Consider the following 16,667-nt stretch of genomic DNA (forward strand, 5'->3'; position numbering starts at 1 on the left):
AGTTGCTCGCCGCAAGCGTGCTCGCCGTCAATTCACCGACAGGTTTTCCTTGCGGGCGATCTGGCCCAGCGTTTCATAGATGAGCCGGTCGGGCGCGACGTTCCAGCCCAGGCGCTCGCGGATGTTGAGCACGGCGCGCATGGCCAGCAGCGAATGGCCGCCCAGGTCGAAGAAGTTGTCGACTGGCGAGATGTCGTCCGCGCCCAGCAGCGCGGACCAGATCTGCGCAATGGCGATCTCCTCGGGCGTGCTCAGCTGCGCCGCGCGTTGCCGCGGTTCGCGCAGGACCTCGCCGACCGGCCGCGGCAGCGCCCTGCGGTCGATCTTGCCGTTGGGCAGCAAGGGCAGCACCTCCAGTCGCACGATGTGCTGCGGCAGCATGTACTCCGGCAGGCGCGCGCGCAGGTGCTCCCGCAGCGCCGCCGGATCGAGCAGCTGCGTGCGGGCGACGCAGTAGGCCACGAGCCGGACGTCGTCTTCGCCCTCGGTGTGCGTGACGACCACGTTGTCGGCCACCGAGGGATGCCCGGACAGGGCGATCTCGATCTCGCCCAATTCGATCCGATAGCCACGCACCTTGACCTGATGATCCAGCCGGCCGAGGTGTTCAAGCAGGCCGTCATGCCGCCAGCGGGCCAGGTCGCCGGTGCGGTACAGGCGCGCGCCGGGCTCGTCGCTCCAGCGATCCGGCACGAAACGGCTCGCCGTCAGCTCGTTGCGCCGGTGATAGCCGAGCGCCACGCCCAGGCCGCCGATGCAGGCCTCTCCAGGGACGCCCGGCGGGCACGGATGGCCCTGCGGATCCAGCACCCATACCGTGGTGTTGGCGATCGGCCGGCCGATTGCGATGCCCTGGCTCGGCGCCTGCACCTGCCAGCAGGTCGACCAAACGGTGGTTTCGGTCGGGCCGTACATGTTCCAGAGCGCGGTGCAACGTTCCATGAGCTGTTCGGCCAGCGCAGGCTGGAGCGACTCGCCGCCGATGAGCGCACGGAAACCGGGCCCGCCCGCCCAACCGGCGTCGATCAGCGCGCGCCAGGCCGATGGCGTGGCCTGCATCACGGTGGCTTCGTGGCGATCCAGCAGCTCGCGCAATTGCGTCGGATCCCCGACCTGCTCCCGGCTGGCCACGATGACCTGGGCGCCGACGGCCAGCGGCAGCAGCAGTTCGAGCACGGCGATGTCGAATGACAAGGTGGTGACTGCCACCAGGCGATCGCTCGCAAGCAGCCCCGGCGCCTGCGCCATCGCCGTGAGGAAATTGACCACCGCCCGGTGCGGCAACGTGACGCCCTTGGGCTGGCCGGTGGAACCGGAGGTGTAGATGATGTAGGCGGCGTTCAGCGGGCCGGCGTCCAGCTCGGGATCGGCGGGTAGCGCGGCTTCCGATTGGCCTGCGACCAGGCCGGGATCCTGCGGGTCGAGCAGCGGCACATCGACGCCCCGAAAGGGCGCGGTCAGCTCCGGCGGCGTCAGGATGGCGGACAGCTCCGCATCGGCGGCCATGTAGGCCAGCCGGCTGACCGGGAAGGCGGGATCCAGCGGGACGTAGGCCGCGCCGGACTTCAGCACCGCGAGCAGCGCCACCAGCATGCCCGCGTCGCGCGGCAGGCACAGCCCGACACGATGGCCGCGGGCAATGCCGCGGCTGCGCAAGGCGCGCGCCAGCGCGTTAGAGCGCGCGTCCAGCTCCGCATAGCGCAAACGAAGGTCCGATGCGTCCACGACGGCGACGGCATCACGCAATGCCGCGCTGTCCGTGCGCAGATGACGGTGCACCAGCAGTTGCGCGGGCAGGGCCAGCTGCGTGGCATTCCAGTGCTTGTGCAGCAACGCGAGTTGGGCTGGGGCGACGATCGGATACGCCGACAGCGGCCATTCAGGTTCGAGCAGCACCTGCTCCACCAGCGCGAGGTAGTTCTCCAGCATGCGCTCGGCCGTCACCGCGGCATACAGGTCGGTGGAGTATTCGAGGTGGATGCGGTGTGCGAATTCGGTGTCGATGTGCAGCGAGAAATCGAACTGCGACGCGGTGCGCTCCAGCGGGTATTCCTCGTAGGCGAAGGGCACCGGCTCCAGCCGTCCGAGCGGCGCATTGAGCACGTTGAACAGCACGCGCACGAGGCCATCGGGCTGCGCGACGCCGCCCTGCCCCAGCGCCTCGACCAGTTCGTCGAAGGGCGCGTCCTGGTGCGCATAGGCGCCCAGCGCGGTCTCGCGCACGCGCAGCACGAGTTGCGAGAACGCGGGGTCGCCCGAGAGGTCGGTGCGCATCACCAGCGTGTTGACCAGCGTGCCGACCAGTTGCTCGGTGGCGAGGTGGTGGCGGTTGGCGATGGGCGTTCCGACCGCGATGTCGGTGCTGCCGGCCTGGCGCGAGAGCATGAGCTTGAACGCCGCCAGCAGGACCATGAACGGCGTCGCCGCATGACGCGCGCAAAAGCTGCGCAGGGCCTCGCTCAACCGTGCAGGCAGGCTCGCAGTGACCTTGGCCCCGTGAAAGCCGGCGAATGCGGGCCGCGAGAAGTCGGTCGGCAACTGCATGGGCTGCAAGCCGCGCAGGCGCTCGATCCAGTACGCCATCTGGTGCTGGCGCTGCCGCACCGTTTCCGGCGCACGCTGCCAGGCGGCATAGTCGGCATATTCGACGGGCAATGCCGGGAGGCACGCCTCGCGGCCGCCGAGCCAGGCGGAATAGAGCGCCAGCACTTCGCGCATCAGGAGTGCCATCGACCAGTTGTCGGTGATGGCATGGTGCATGAGCCACAGGAAGAGATGGTCGTCGTCATCCAGGCCCACGAGCGTGGCGCGGTGCAACGGCGGCTGCGCCAGGTCGAAGGGCGTGGACGCGCGATCGCGCAGCAGGGCGCGCCCCTTGTGCATCCGCTCGGCGGGTTGCAGGGACTGGAGCGGGATGTATTCGATGTCACGCTGCAGGCTTGCCGCGATCAGCTGGACGGGCTCCGGCCCCTGCATCTCGAAATGCGTGCGCAAGCCTTCGTGGCGCTCGACCAGATGGTCGATCACGCGCTGCAGCAGGCCGCGGTCGAGCGGACCCCGCAGCCGCAGCGAGACCGCCACGTTGTAGGCCACGGAAGCCGGATTGAACTGCTGGATGACCCACATGCGCCGCTGCGACAGCGACGCAGGCAGCGGCTGGCCACGTCGCACCGGCAGGATCGGCGTTTCCGGCGCGCGCGGCGGGTCGTCGCGCAAGGCCTCGGCCACCCGTCCCGCCAGCGCGGCGACCGTGGGTTGCTCGAACAGCGCCTGCAGCGGAAGCACCACGCCCAGGCGATCCTGCAGGCGCGATGCGACCTGCGACATCGTCAGCGAGGTGCCGCCCAGTTCGGCAAAGTGATCGTGGACGCCGAACGCGCGAGTGCCGAGCACTTCCTGCCAGATGTCCCACACGGCCTGTTCGGCTGCATCGCGCGGCGGCACTTGCCGCGCATCCGGCGCTTGCGCCTCGCGCGCCAGGAGCTCGAGTTCACCGGCGAGGTACGCGCTGCGGCATGCCTGTCGCTGGATCTTGCCGCTGGAGGTGCGCGGCAGGGCGCCCGCCCGGACCAATGCCACGGCCTCGACGGGCACGTCGTGCGCCTGCGCGACGGCCCGGCGCACCGTGCGCGCGACGGCGGCGGCGGCGTCCGGGTCCGCGCGGCGCTCCATCTCGAGCAGCAGCACCACGGCTTCGCCCTGGCCGTTGTCGACACCGAAGGCCGCGGTGAAGCCGGCGCGCAGGCCGGGATGCGCCTGTTCCGCGGTTTGTTCGAGATCTTGCGGGTAGTGGTTCTCGCCGTGGACGATGATCAGGTCCTTGTGGCGCCCGGTGACGAACAGCTCGCCGCCCTCGACAAAGCCGAAGTCGCCGGTGCGCAACCAGGGGCCCGAGCCGTCCGCCAGGGTGGCCCCGAAAGTGGCACTGGACAACGCGTCCTGGCGCCAGTAGCCGGAGCCGACGCTCGGCGAGCGCACCCAGATTTCGCCGACGCCATCGCCAGCGCAGCGGGTGCGCGTGTCGATGTCGACGATGGCCAGTTCGGTGTCCTGCATTGGCGGCCCGCAACTGACGAGCGCCTGGCTGGCGGGATGGTCGATGGCCTGCGGCAGGACGAGATGGGAGCGCAAGGCCGCCGCATTCACGCCGAGCAGGCGCGGTGGCTGGTCGGGCTTGCTGCTCGTCACCGCGAGCACCGCCTCGGCAAGGCCGAAGCCCGCCGAAAACGCCTGGGGCCGCAGGCCTGCGGGCGCGCCGACTTCCAGAAAACCTTGCACGGTGGCGACACGCACCGGCTCTGCGCCGCAGCTGAACGACACCACCGTTGAAAGATCGCCGGCATAGGGCTGGCCCGCCAACTGGCGCACGCATGCGGCGTAGGCGGAATCGGGCGCGCCGCTGTGCGTGATGCCGAATGCGCTGATGGCATCGAGCCAACGCAGCGGCCGGCGCAGGAAGGTCAGGGGGGACATCAACCAGCTGCTGGCGCCGGCCATCATTGGCGCGAGCAGGCCGGTCATCAGGCCGAAGTCGTGGAATTGCGGCAGCCAAGTGAGCAGCCGGCTGTGCCGCTGCACACCGGCCGCCGTGGCCAACGAGCGTGCATTGGCCAGCGCGTTGGCATGGCTGAGGCACACGCCGCGCGGCTCCGAGGTCGAGCCCGAGGTGTACTGGAGGTAGGCCAGCGTTCCAGGCTCCACGACCGGATCGCCAGGCGCGGCCGGATCGGGCTCGATGGCCTGGAGTTCAGCGGGCGTCAACCAGCGCGGGCCGGCGCCGGTGTGCGCGCCGAGATCGGCCGCGGCCTGGCGCATGGATTCGGCAATCAGGACCAGGCTTGCGCCGGCATCCCCGACGATGCCGCGCAGCCGCGGGGCGGCCCGACGCCAGCGGATCGGGTCCGGGGCCGGCACCGGCACGGCCACACGGCCCGACAGCATGCAGGCCCAGAATGCGCAGGCGAAATCCAGGCCGGTGGGCAGCGCGAGCAATACGCGGTCACCAGGGCGGGTGACCTGGGCCAGGCGTCGTGCCAGGTCGCGGCATCGCACCCCGAGTTCGGCAAAGCTCACGCTTTCGGCCAATGTCAGGTCGTCGCGCACCACGGCATACGCCACGCGGTCGCCTCCCTCGGCGCATCGCGATTCGAAAAGTGCCGCAAGTGTGCGGTGAGTGACCGCGATTTGCGCGGCCCTCCCTGGATAGATGGCTTGGGTCAAAACAGGGAAACTTGGTCCGCCCGCGCTGCGGATAGCGGCGGGCAAGGCTGGGGGTAACAGGAAGTACTAGCGCTGATAGTAGCGGCGTACCTCGCCCTGCCGATACCGATGATTCCCCCGAATCGTGACGCAGGTCACCGCTGGCCCTTCTTCTCCTCGATCATTTGCTCCCGCAACAACCGGTCGACCTCGCGCGCCCGGGTATCGATGATGGAAGCCTCGTAATGGTCCACCGGACCGGCGCCGGGCTGGCGGGCCAGGTCCTGGGCCGCCTTGAAGCGGTCCCGCGCGGCGACGTAGTCGAGGATGGCGACGTTGGCTTCCGCGTCGGCGCGGATCGCACGCAGCGGTTCGTCCTGGGCGTTGTAGAGCGTGCTGAGGGTGCGCCAGGCGGTCGCGTCGCGCGGATGGGTGGCGACCCAGTCGCGCAGCGGCGGGATCATGGGCGCCGGGTTGCGCGTGGCGACGCCGGCTTGCGCGGACAGGAGCATCTCGGGCCGGTCGCGGGCCTTGGCGTCGAGCAGGGCGGCGGCGCGCGCGGGCTGGCCGGCGGAAAGTTCGATCTCGGCGGCAAGCAGTCGTGCCAGCCGGGCCGCCGGCGCGTTGCCGGCCGTGCGTTCGCGCAGGCGTGCGACCAGGTCGCGCGCGGCGCCGAAGTCCTTCAGCTCATCGGCCGACAGGGCCGCGGCGTAGAGCATGCCGGCCTGCTGCGCCGGCGGGCTCCTGGCGAATTCACCGGTGGCCACGGACTGGATCCAGACCCGCAGGATGTCGACGCCGGGGCGCGACATAACCCGCGCGCGCGACGAGATCATGGCGTGGTCCATCACCAGCGGCATGACGACGTCGGCGCCCGGCTTGAACTGGGCGCGGCCCTGCATGTCGGCGATGCGCTCGGTGGTCAGCGGGTGGCTGCGCAGGTAGGGGTAGGAGCCGTTGTCGTTGAGGCGGGAGGCGTATTGCAGCTTCTCGAACATCGCGGCCGCGCCCTGGGGCGCATAGCCGGCCTGGGTCATCACGCCGAAGCCGATGCGGTCGGCCTCGCGCTCCATGTCGCGCGAGAAATTGAGCTGGCCCTGCATGGCGGCCGCCTGGCCGCCCATCGCCACGGCCTGGCCGATGTCGGCGCCGCTGCGGCTGCCGCTCTTGGCCGCGGCCAGCATGCCCAGCACCATGGCCGCGAGCATCACCGGCATGTTGCGAGCGTCGCGGCTGAGCATGCGCGAGATGTGCCGTTGGGTGATGTGCGACAGCTCGTGGCCGAGCACGGTGGCCATCTCGTCGCGGCTGCCGACAACGGCGATCAGGCCGGTGTTCACGCCCATGTAGCCGCCCGGCAGGGCGAAGGCATTGATGTCACGGTCACGGCCGAGCAGGATCGTCCAGGCGAAGCGCTCGTCGAGTTCCGGCGTGAGTTCGCCGCGCACGCGGGCGGCGGCCAGCAGCTTCTGCCAGATGTCGTTGATGTACTCGACCAGCACCGGGTCGTCGAGGTAGTCGTTGTCGCGGTAGATCTGGCGTGCGACGGTGTCGCCCAGCTGGCGTTCGGCGCTGGCGGTCATTTCGCCGTCGCCCATGCCGGGCAAGCCCTGCATCTGGGCGGCCGCGAGCGGCGGCATCACGATCTGGCACGCGATCAGGACGGTGGCGCAAAGCGCCCGCAGGGCGGGCACGACACCCGTTTTTGGCCTGGAAATTGAAGTCAACCGCAGCTTTCCTGGTTGTTGAGTCGGCCTCGTATGATGCGCGACCGCACCGAATGTTCACTCATGAGTTCCCTTACACACTTTGACCGCGAGGGGCAGGCCCACATGGTTGACGTGGCCGGCAAGGCCGCAACGCACCGTGTCGCGATCGCCACCGGCCGCATCGAGATGCTGGCGAGCACGCTGGCGCTGATCGAGTCGGGGAGCGCGAAGAAGGGGGACGTGCTGGGGGTGGCACGGATTGCGGGCATCCAGGCGGCGAAGAAGACCAGCGATCTGATTCCGCTGTGCCATCCGCTGGCGCTGACGCGCGTGGCCGTGGGATTCACCATGCACGCCGCCGAGGCCGGCTTGCCGCCGCATGTGGTCTGCAGCGCGACGGTGGAGACCGTCGGGCCGACGGGCGTGGAGATGGAGGCGTTGACGGCCGTGCAGGTGGCACTGTTGACGATTTACGACATGTGCAAGGCGGTGGATCGGGGGATGACGATCAACGGGGTGCGGGTGCTGGAGAAGCACGGGGGGAAGTCGGGGAGTTTTACGGCGGGTTCAATCTCGCCGCCGTGACCCTTCGCGTGCGGCCCACGTCATACATACTGTTGCAACGCAGCAACGGACTTGTCTCACACGTAGAAGTTTGTATTCACTCACCCAGGAGCCCGCGAAATAGTACACACCTGCGCCGCTTCGCTCAGACGAAAGGCGCGTCCGGCTAGACGAGCGGCCACTCTGTACTCTCACATCGTGTGACACTTTGTCACCATTGAACGATTGAGATACAAAGGTTTAAAAGTGCCAAACGACGCCGCGACCCCACTGCGCTCCCGGGGCTTCACGCTTATCGAAATGATGATCGTCGTGGCGATTGTCGCGATCCTCGCCTCCATCGCACTGCCTGCCTACAAGAACTATGTAATCCGCGGCCGCATCCCCGAGGCGACATCGGCGCTGGCTTCGCAGCAGGTGAAGATGGAACAGTTCTACCAGGACAACTTGACTTATGTCGGCGCGACCTGCACGAACACCGCCACGGCCGTCACGGGCAAGTACTTCGGATTCACCTGCTCAGGCGCGTCGACCACTGCCTATACGCTGACCGCGACTGGCACTGGGGGCATGACAGGCTTCAAGTACACGGTCGATCAGGGGGGCAGCAAGACGACAACGGTGACGTCGGTCTCGGGCTGGGCAAGCCCTTCGCCCAACAACTGCTGGGTCACGAACACGGGCGGGTCGTGCTGATGCGCAAGTTTGCTTCGACCGCGTCGGTGCGCGGCATGACGCTGATCGAATTGATGGTTTCCATCACGATCTTCGCCATCGCGCTGACGCTGAGCATCCCTTCTTTCGGCGAGTGGCTCCAGAACTCGCAACTGCGGAGCACCGCCGAGTCGATGCAGAACGGCATCCAGTTTGCGCGCGCGGAAGCCGTGCGGCGCAACAATCCAACCCAGTTCCAGTTCGTCAGCACGACGGACAACACTTGCGCCCTGGCCACCGCCGGGCCGTACTGGGTCGTCAACATGCCGACCACGGCGGCAGCCACGCCAGTAGGAGCGTGCGGCGCAACGCCGAGCGACGCAACGTCGCCCTACATCCTGCAATTCAGCCCCGTTGTCTCCACCAGGGCATTGACCTCGATGACGGTGGCGGCGTCGCAGAAGGTCATCAGCTTCGACGGGCTGGGCCGGCAGACGGCATCCGTCAATCCGGCAACGCCGGCCGCTCAGTTCTCCGTCGACATCACGCCCGTCAATACCAGTTCCTGTGTCGCCAACGGCGGCACGCTGCGCTGCCTGCGCGTCACCGTGTCGACGATGGGCCAGGTGCGCATGTGCGACCCGAGCCTTACCGCCGGCTCGACCCCGACAGCCTGCTGAATTCCCGCCACCATGAGCAAGTGCCAATCTGCCAACCGTTGCCGCGCTTCGTCGCAAGCAGGCTTCATGCTGCTGGAAGTACTCGTAGCGATATTGATCTTTGCCGTCGGCGTGGTGGGCCTGCTCGGCTTGCAGACCGCTTCGATCCGGCAGGCGGCCGCCGCCGAATACCGCTCGACGGCGCAACTCGCAGCGAACGACCTCATCAGCCGCATGTGGATCACCGATCGCACCTACGCGACGCTCAGCACCAGCTTCGCAGGCGGGGCGACCCCCGGGGCCGGTTATGCGGCCTGGTGGGCGGCCTGGTCAAAATTCCTTCCGGGTACGTCGTCGACGGTTCTGACGCCCACTGTCACTGTCACCTCCGTTCCGGGCGGTGGCGCCACGTCGACGCCAAGCAGCCTCGTGGCGATCACGATTCAGTGGAAGGCATCGGACGCGACAACGCACAACTACAACGTCGAAGCGGCACTCAAGTGACCGGAGCCGTGCAACACATGTTCCTTCACCAACGCATCGGCAAGTCGCGCCAGTCCGGCTTCTCACTGGTTGAAATCATGGTCGGGATCGTGATCGGCATGCTGGCGGTCATCATCATCATGCAGGTCTTCTCCACGTCGGAAGCCAACAAGCGCAACACGACCGGCGGAGGCGATGCCCAGATGAACGGCGGCCTCGCCCTCTACGGCATCGAACGCGACGTGCGGGCGGCTGGCTACGGCGTGAACGCCTTCAACCTGCTGGGCTGCAGCCTTACCTACAAGCCGAAAAACGATGCCGCCGTCACGCTCAATGGCAGCGGCATCGGGCCGGTCACCATCAATCCCCCTGCAGCGCAGGTGCCGGCCGGCGATGTAAAGACCGACACGCTCCTGGTGATGTACGGCAACTCGAACAGCCCGGCCGAAGGCGACCCCACCCTCGCCGTGTCGACCTCCACGGTCTACCGGGTCTCGACGCCGGCATCGTTTGCTGCCAACGACTACATCCTCGCCGAGGCCTCGACGCGTCCTTCGCCCTGCGCGCTAACCCTCGACCAGGTCACGTCCGTGAACGCTTCGACGTCCACTCTCAATGTGAAGACCGGCGCCGCCGGGATGGCCGCCAACAGCGTGATCTTCAATTTGGGCCAGACGCTCACGGTCCGCGCCTACGCGGTGCGCAACGGCAATCTGACGGTGTGCGACTACACCGCCTACGACTGCGGCAAGGCTTCCTACGCCAGCCCGTTGAATTCGACCGTGTGGGTGCCCGCCAACGGCAACATCGTCAGCCTGCGCGCGCAGTATGGCCGCGACACCTCCGGCATGGCAGCCTCGCCTGCGCAGATGTCCGGCGTCGTGGACACCTTCGACCAGACGACGCCTGGCAGCACTGCCGACACCAGCGGCTTGCCACCTTATTGCAGCTGGGCCCGCGCCCTGGCCGTGCGCCTGGTGCTTGTGGCCCGCAGCCCGGCCTTCGACAAGGCGGCTCCGACCAGTGCGTCGCCGACCTGGACCGGCACCGCCGCCAACTCGACGGCGTCGCCCGGCTATCCGCTCAACACGGCGACGCCCATCGACCTCTCCGGCCAGACCAACTGGCAGAACTACCGATACAAAACCAACCAGACCACCGTGCCGTTGCGCAACGTTGTCTGGCAAGGCTCGCAAAGCGGATGCTGATCCACAAAATCCACCTCAAGCCAGCGTTTCACCGGCGCGGCACCGGCCGGCAGGACGGCATCGTCGTGGTCCTCGCGCTTATCGTTCTTGTCGCGCTCACACTGGCGGCCGTCGCCTTGACGCGATCGGTCACCACCAGCAACACCATTGCCGGCAACCTGGCGTTCCAGCAGGCCTCGACACACTCCGCCGACTTGGGTGTAGAGGCCGCCATCGCCTGGCTGGAGAACAACAACGGGCAGACCGCCTCGCCAACGGCCACCACCTGCGGCACAGGCAGCTCGGTGCTGGCTTGCGACCAGACTGCCCGCGGCTATATTGCCCATCGCCAGGATCCGGACTTGGCTGCGACGCCGCCGACCACCTGGCCGGCGTTCTGGGCCAGCATGAAAGGCGAGGGGAAAACCTACACGCTGCCGACCGTAGACAACGGCAACACCGTGTCGTACTTCATCCAGCGCATGTGCACCACGGCCGGCGATTCGACGCTCACCACCAACTCCTGTTCGTATCCGCCTATCGCGTTGGCCGGCAGCTGCGCGGGAGGCAGCAGTTGCAACGCCGGCAGCAACAACCTCAATGCGGCCAGCCAGGTGTATTACCGCATCACCGTCCAGGTCACCGGGCCGCGCAATACACAAAGCATGGTCCAGACCATCGTGGCGCTTTGAACGCACCACGGCACTCGCCCCCGCCGCCACCTCGAACAACACGAAACCCAGCCGACACGCGAGGGACTCCCATGCTCAATACTTTCAAAGTCAAAGTCGCCTTTCAAACCTTGCTGTGCGGCTTTGTGCTCCTGGCCGCCGTCAGCGAGTCTCCCGCGGCTGTGACCGTGCTTGCCACCGCGCCACTGCAAACATCTTCGGCAACATTGGTGAAGCCGAACATCTTCTACGTGCTCGACGATTCGGGCAGTATGTCGTGGGACTTCTTGCCCGACACGGTAGGGACCGACATCAAGAACTCCTCGTTGACCAATTACGCCACCGGCGTCGTTCCGCCGATTCGCAACAGCCGATACAACGGCATCTACTACGACCCCGCCACCACCTACTCGCCGCCGATGAAGTACGACGGCAGCAGCTATCCGTCGCAGACCTCGGCCAATACTTCTTCCTGGAAAGCCGTGCCATATGACGGATTCAACGGCGTGCAGAAGGCAGGCGATCCGCCGAATCCGGGCAACCTCTTTACCGATTCATCTTCCGGCACCACCCAGGACCTCACCGCAACCGGCGTGGCCGTCTACAGCACCTTCGTTCCAGGCGAGTATTGCGCCGAATCCGCGCGGCGCAATTGCCAGAGCCAGTCGGCGCCAACGACCGCGTATCCGTTTGCCGCCTACGTCCGCTGGTGCACTGACAGCACGCTGACCACATGCCAGGCATCGCGCATCGACACACCCATTAACGGCGTGACTTACACCTATGCTCGCTACCCCAACCAACTCGGTGATGCGCAAGGTTCAACGACGACATTGACCGTGAGTGGCAGCGGCACTTCGACCGTGAACAGCATCAAGGTCAATAGTATGGAACTCTTGACTGGCGGCAGTACCAAATCGTCGAAAACCACCAGCACGGTGGCGTCGTACATTGCCGACGGCATCAACGCAGGTAGCACAGGCTACACCGCGAACTCGAACGGCAACGTCGTAACCATCGTTTCGCCGTATTCGGCGGGTGCGATTACCTACACGCCGAGCTCGTCGATCAGTGGGGGGATGTCCATCAGCAGTGCCAGATTCTCGGGATTCGTCGCGGGCACGAACCGGATACCCGGACAGAACATCCAGGTGACGATCCAGAGTTCGACCACCAGCTACCCCTACCCCAACACGACGGCGAAGGCCTCGACCCGCACCGACTGCGCGGGCACGACCTGCAACTTCGCCGAGGAGATGACCAATTTCGCGAACTGGTGGGCCTACTACCGCACGCGGATGCAGATGACGAAGAGCGCCGTCACCATCGCTTTTGCCACGCTGTCGACGAACTACCGCCTCGGCTACATGAGCATCGACAACAACACGAAGAGCGACTTCCTGAACGTGTCCGACATCACCACGGGCAGCGGGGGCCAGAAAGACCTGTGGTATCGGAAGTTCACTGCGGCGCGGCCCAGCGGGGGTACGCCGTTGCGCGGTGCGCTGTCGATCGCGGGGCGCTACTACGCCAACCAACTCACCCTGATCAACGGGCAAACGACCACCGATCCAATGCAGTACTCCTGCCAGCGCAACTACACCATTGCGTCGACCGATGGATACTGGAACAAGGGTACCGACGACGACAACCTGCAAATCGGCGGCTCGAGCCAGATTGGCGACCAGGACGGCACGAGCAGCAACCTGTCGAGGCCGTACCTTGACGGAAATTCGACCTCGAACACGCTCGCGGACGTCGCGGCCTACTACTACAACACCGACCTGCGCACGACGGCCCTGGGCAACAACAGCGGCATGCTTGGCACCGACGTTGCCAGCAACAACATCGCGGACGCGCAACAGCGCATGTACACGTCGACCATCGGGTTGGGTGTCTCCGGGCAGATGCAGTACCAGTCGAACTACAGCAGTGCCACCAGCGGCGACTACTACAGCGTGGCGCAGGGTAACCTGGCGACCAGCACCAGTTGCCTGTGGCAGGGCACGGGTACGACGTGCACTTGGCCGACACCGGTGGGTGACACGCAGACCACGATCGACGACCTCTGGCACGCTGCCGTGAATGGCCACGGCACGTACTACAGCGCCGGCAACCCGGCTGCGTTGAAAACGGGCCTCAGCAACTTCATCCAGAGCGTCAACTCCGCCACGTCGAGCGGCGCCGCGCTGTCGACCACGAGTGCCAACCTGACCCAGACCGGCAACTACATCTTTGCGTCGACTTTCAGGTCTGGCCAATGGTATGGCGAGTTGGCGCGCTACAGCGTCGACAACGCGACCGGGACCATCTCGCCGAACGCGGACTGGTCCGAATCGGGAACGGCCTTCTCGAACGCCGCGGCGCAGACGTCCACGGCGCCATTGCTCGACCAACTCGCGTACACCTCGCGCAACATCCTGACGTATGACCCGAGCAACGGGGGCCTGATCCCGTTCCAGTGGTCGTCGATGTCGACGGCCATGAAGAATTTCTTCCAGGTCGCGACCATCGGCGCTTCATCGACAAGTCCGCTGTCGCAGATGTGCGCCTCCGGCACAACCTGCCTCGACAGTTCCGTGCAGGTGGACAGCACGACCTCCGGCACGGCCACCACGGCGGGCGCCGGCGGCATCAACCTTGTGAATTACCTGCGCGGCGATCGCACCAACGAAGGCCCGGATTCCAGCACCTACTACTTCCAGCGCACGCACGTCCTTGGAGACATCGTCGATTCGCAGGCGGCTTACGTGCAGGCGCCGGGCTATGCATACATTGACAGCGGTTATGCCACCTTCAAGTCAACCAACGCCTCGCGCCAGGGCATGGTCTACGTCGGTGCCAACGATGGCATGTTGCATGCGTTCAACTCCAGCACCGGCGCCGAGTCGTGGGCATATATCCCCTCGATGGTCCTGCCCAACCTCTACAAGCTGGCAGACAAGAACTACGCGTCGAACCACCAGTTCTATGTGGACGGTTCGCCCCAGGTGGCGGATGTGCAGTTCAACGATGGCTGGCACACCATCCTGGTCGGTGGACTCGCAGCGGGCGGGCGCGGCTACTACGCCCTCGACGTGACCAATCCCGCATCCCCATCGGTCCTGTGGGAGTTCACCAACGACACGTCCAAAGCAGCGCCCTACATCAGGGATGCGGACCTCGGCTACAGCTACGGCGCACCGGTCATGACCAAGCTGTCGGACGGTACCTGGGTGGCACTTGTCACTTCCGGCTATGACAACGTCACTTATCCGGTATCGGGGGGGACCGGCGCGGGTACCGGCCACGGCATCCTGTGGGTACTGAATGCGCAGACAGGCGCCATCATCAAGAAGATCGACACCGGGGTCGGCAGTTCGGCGACCGGCGCCGCCGTCACCGGCTGCTCTGCCTCACCATGTCCGAGCGGCCTGGCAAAGATCGCGGCCTTCCAGGGCACTGCTGCAAACAACACGTCGCCACGTGTCTATGGCGGTGACCTGTTTGGCAACCTCTGGCGTTTCGACATCAGTGCACTCAAGGGCGACGGCACGGGCGCGGCCAGTGTGCAACTGCTTGCGACCCTGGCAGATTCGAGCGGCAACCGGCAACCGATCACGTCCACCCCGCAGTTGGGCATGAGCGGCGCCAACGCCCTGGTCTTCGTAGGCACGGGCAGCTACCTGAGCCTGCCCGACGTCACCAGTACGCAGGTGCAAACGCTTTATGCCATCAAGGATCCGCTGACGACCAGCACGGCGACCACGGGCATTTACGGCAGTCCGCGCTCAAAGACTTGCAACAACACGTCGGTGACCAACTGCTTCGTGAAGCAAACCCTGACTGACAGCACCGCCAACGTACGGACGGTCGCGTCGACGATCAGCGCCGCGACCAACCTGACCGCGATGTACGGCTGGTATGAAGATATGCCCGAGACCGGCGAACGCATCAACACCGATCTGCAACTGCAGCTCGGAACTTTGGTATTCACGTCCAACATCCCGAACAACTCTAGCGCCTGCAACATCGGCGGTGTCAGCTATCTCAACTACGTCGACTACGCCAGCGGACTCACGGTAGCGGGCGCCAGCAATGCCGGCGGCATGCTGTCGTATGGCGGCACGACTGCATTGGCCAGCACCCCGATCCTCGGTAGATCGACAACGGGCAAGACCTTCAGCTGGACCAATTTGTCGAATGGCAAGCAGCATCAAGATCCGATACCCACAAGAAGCAGCAGCCAAGGCACGCGCCGCGTGTCGTGGCGGGAGTTGGTGAACGGACAGTAGCGCGCGTGGCTCTGTCGCATCGACAACACGCCAGGGTATTGATCTCTGGGCCAAGTTCACCGCGGTGATCGCTTGTCTGCGAATTGAAAAAATGGATTTCGTCGAGGGGTTGGGTTCGCATGAAAGTTAAAGACAAGAAATCCGCGGTGGGTGTTGCGTCTCGAGCAGCCACGCTTCTGGATGTTCCCCTCCTGTTCGAGTTGATGATGGACGGTAGCGAGAACGGTGCGTTCACCGACCGATTCCTGACAGGTACGGGGATGTTTCGCTTGATGCTGCTGATCGTCGTTGGTGTTTTTCGATCCCGATGGTGGCTTGGCTCGCGTGGCCTGACGGCATGGACGATGCTCGATGCACAGGGCGAAACCATTGGATTCATGAACACCAAAAGCGGCGTGGATGGCAAGGGCGCTGCAACGACAGTGCTCGTGCACCTTGCATTCAAACCTGAGTACAGGAACATGGGGTTCGGCGCCGCCGCTGTGAAGGCGTTCCTGGCAGCCCAACCCGATGGCGCGATCGTGACTGTCTACTGCACCAAGTACGCCCGCGCCATGCAGCACCTCCTGAAGACCTTGCGTTTCAAGCGGCACATTGGCGGCACGCCGATGCCGTTCGCATTGGAGACCTATCTCTTTGCCGTGGATCGCGCCGCTGGTCCAGAACCTGCGCATGCGCCGGTGGTGGGGCTGCGGGATCGGAGCCGGACACGGGACGTGCTGGAAGGGGCGGAGGAAGGGTTTTCCACTGCTCGCTGAGTCTCTATGTCACGTAGCCCTGCATCTGATTCCGGCGCGCCCCATCACTTCATGCATTTCGCCGGGTCATCCGTCGCCGAGGCAAGCGGCGTGGTGTTGGTCTTGGTATAGACCCCGCAATAGTCCCCCGCCATCCCGCCAGCCGGCGTCGCGGTCATCGTGTATCTCACGGCATCCGCGTAGTCCAGCTTGATGTTGTAAAGCACGGGACCGCTCGTGGGCACCGCGCCGAACATGCCGTCGAACACGGTGTTGCTGGTGCCCCCCGTCGTACTGCTGTAGCGGTTGTTCTCGGTGAAGTACCGCTCGAGCCAGCCCTCGCCCTTGAGCACCTCGGCCCGCGCCTGCGCCCGGTTGGAGCGCTTGATGTACTGCGAATACGCCGGCAGCGCGATGGCCGCGAGGATGGCCACCGCCGCCACCACGATCATCAGTTCGATCAAGGTGAAGCCGGCCTTGCGCCTGGCGGGAGCTGTTGGATGTGGATGGGGCAGTGCTTGCATGGTGTT

11 protein-coding genes are annotated in these 16,667 nt (G+C 65.8%); 8 read left to right on the top strand and 3 right to left on the bottom strand.

From position 1 onward, the window contains the following. Positions 1-27 precede the first annotated feature (27 nt). Positions 28-5,265: an amino acid adenylation domain-containing protein gene (locus tag HB681_RS22910; RefSeq protein ID WP_345944728.1), complete on the bottom strand. Its 5,238-nt coding sequence runs from the start codon at positions 5,263-5,265 to the stop codon at positions 28-30. A gap of 89 nt (positions 5,266-5,354) precedes the next feature. After that, the gene (locus HB681_RS22915) at positions 5,355-6,839 is read right to left on the bottom strand and encodes a M48 family metalloprotease (RefSeq protein WP_256735075.1); all 1,485 of its coding nucleotides are present in this window, start codon (positions 6,837-6,839) and stop codon (positions 5,355-5,357) included. 150 nt (positions 6,840-6,989) lie between these two features. On the opposite strand from HB681_RS22915, the gene moaC reads away from it, so the two are divergent. The 8 genes from moaC (at position 6,990) to HB681_RS22955 (ending at position 16,158) form a co-directional block, all read left to right on the top strand. After that, complete coding sequence (moaC, locus tag HB681_RS22920) at positions 6,990-7,493, top strand: cyclic pyranopterin monophosphate synthase MoaC (protein WP_213957178.1); 504 nt, start codon at positions 6,990-6,992, stop codon at positions 7,491-7,493. 225 nt (positions 7,494-7,718) lie between these two features. Further along, complete coding sequence (locus HB681_RS22925) at positions 7,719-8,168, top strand: type IV pilin protein (RefSeq protein WP_345944729.1); 450 nt, start codon at positions 7,719-7,721, stop codon at positions 8,166-8,168. Then, positions 8,168-8,806, top strand: a complete 639-nt coding sequence (locus tag HB681_RS22930; RefSeq protein ID WP_213957179.1) for a GspH/FimT family pseudopilin — start codon at positions 8,168-8,170, stop codon at positions 8,804-8,806. Before HB681_RS22925 ends, HB681_RS22930 begins: the two co-directional genes overlap by 1 nt. 12 nt (positions 8,807-8,818) lie before the next feature. Then, positions 8,819-9,289: a type IV pilus modification protein PilV gene (pilV, locus tag HB681_RS22935; protein WP_213957180.1), complete on the top strand. Its 471-nt coding sequence runs from the start codon at positions 8,819-8,821 to the stop codon at positions 9,287-9,289. 17 nt (positions 9,290-9,306) lie between these two features. After that, complete coding sequence (locus HB681_RS22940) at positions 9,307-10,476, top strand: PilW family protein (protein ID WP_213957181.1); 1,170 nt, start codon at positions 9,307-9,309, stop codon at positions 10,474-10,476. Further along, positions 10,470-11,147 (top strand): hypothetical protein, encoded by a 678-nt coding sequence (locus HB681_RS22945; RefSeq protein ID WP_213957182.1) that lies wholly within the window; start codon positions 10,470-10,472, stop codon positions 11,145-11,147. The genes HB681_RS22940 and HB681_RS22945 overlap by 7 nt, the downstream gene beginning before the upstream one ends. Next, complete coding sequence (locus HB681_RS22950; RefSeq protein ID WP_213957183.1) at positions 11,030-15,400, top strand: PilC/PilY family type IV pilus protein; 4,371 nt, start codon at positions 11,030-11,032, stop codon at positions 15,398-15,400. The genes HB681_RS22945 and HB681_RS22950 overlap by 118 nt, the downstream gene beginning before the upstream one ends. Positions 15,401-15,519: 119 nt before the next feature. Then, positions 15,520-16,158: a GNAT family N-acetyltransferase gene (locus HB681_RS22955; RefSeq protein WP_213957184.1), complete on the top strand. Its 639-nt coding sequence runs from the start codon at positions 15,520-15,522 to the stop codon at positions 16,156-16,158. Positions 16,159-16,202: 44 nt separating this feature from the next. On the opposite strand, the gene HB681_RS22960 is transcribed toward HB681_RS22955, so the two are convergent. Next, complete coding sequence (locus HB681_RS22960; protein WP_213957185.1) at positions 16,203-16,661, bottom strand: type IV pilin protein; 459 nt, start codon at positions 16,659-16,661, stop codon at positions 16,203-16,205. Positions 16,662-16,667 lie beyond the last annotated feature (6 nt).

It is taken from the genome of Variovorax sp. dw_954 (assembly GCF_018449755.1).
Taxonomy (GTDB): domain Bacteria; phylum Pseudomonadota; class Gammaproteobacteria; order Burkholderiales; family Burkholderiaceae_C; genus Variovorax.

What these genes read in the sequence shown, in the direction of transcription:
- moaC (WP_213957178.1), top strand. Translation starts at nt 6,990, where the DNA reads ATGAGTTCCCTTACACACTTTGACCGCGAGGGGCAGGCCCACATGGTT.
- HB681_RS22945 (WP_213957182.1), top strand. Translation starts at nt 10,470, where the DNA reads ATGCTGATCCACAAAATCCACCTCAAGCCAGCGTTTCACCGGCGCGGC.
- HB681_RS22930 (WP_213957179.1), top strand. Translation starts at nt 8,168, where the DNA reads ATGCGCAAGTTTGCTTCGACCGCGTCGGTGCGCGGCATGACGCTGATC.
- HB681_RS22960 (WP_213957185.1), bottom strand. Translation starts at nt 16,661, where the DNA reads ATGCAAGCACTGCCCCATCCACATCCAACAGCTCCCGCCAGGCGCAAG.
- HB681_RS22915 (WP_256735075.1), bottom strand. Translation starts at nt 6,839, where the DNA reads ATGCCGCCGCTCGCGGCCGCCCAGATGCAGGGCTTGCCCGGCATGGGC.
- HB681_RS22940 (WP_213957181.1), top strand. Translation starts at nt 9,307, where the DNA reads ATGTTCCTTCACCAACGCATCGGCAAGTCGCGCCAGTCCGGCTTCTCA.
- pilV (WP_213957180.1), top strand. Translation starts at nt 8,819, where the DNA reads ATGAGCAAGTGCCAATCTGCCAACCGTTGCCGCGCTTCGTCGCAAGCA.
- HB681_RS22955 (WP_213957184.1), top strand. Translation starts at nt 15,520, where the DNA reads ATGAAAGTTAAAGACAAGAAATCCGCGGTGGGTGTTGCGTCTCGAGCA.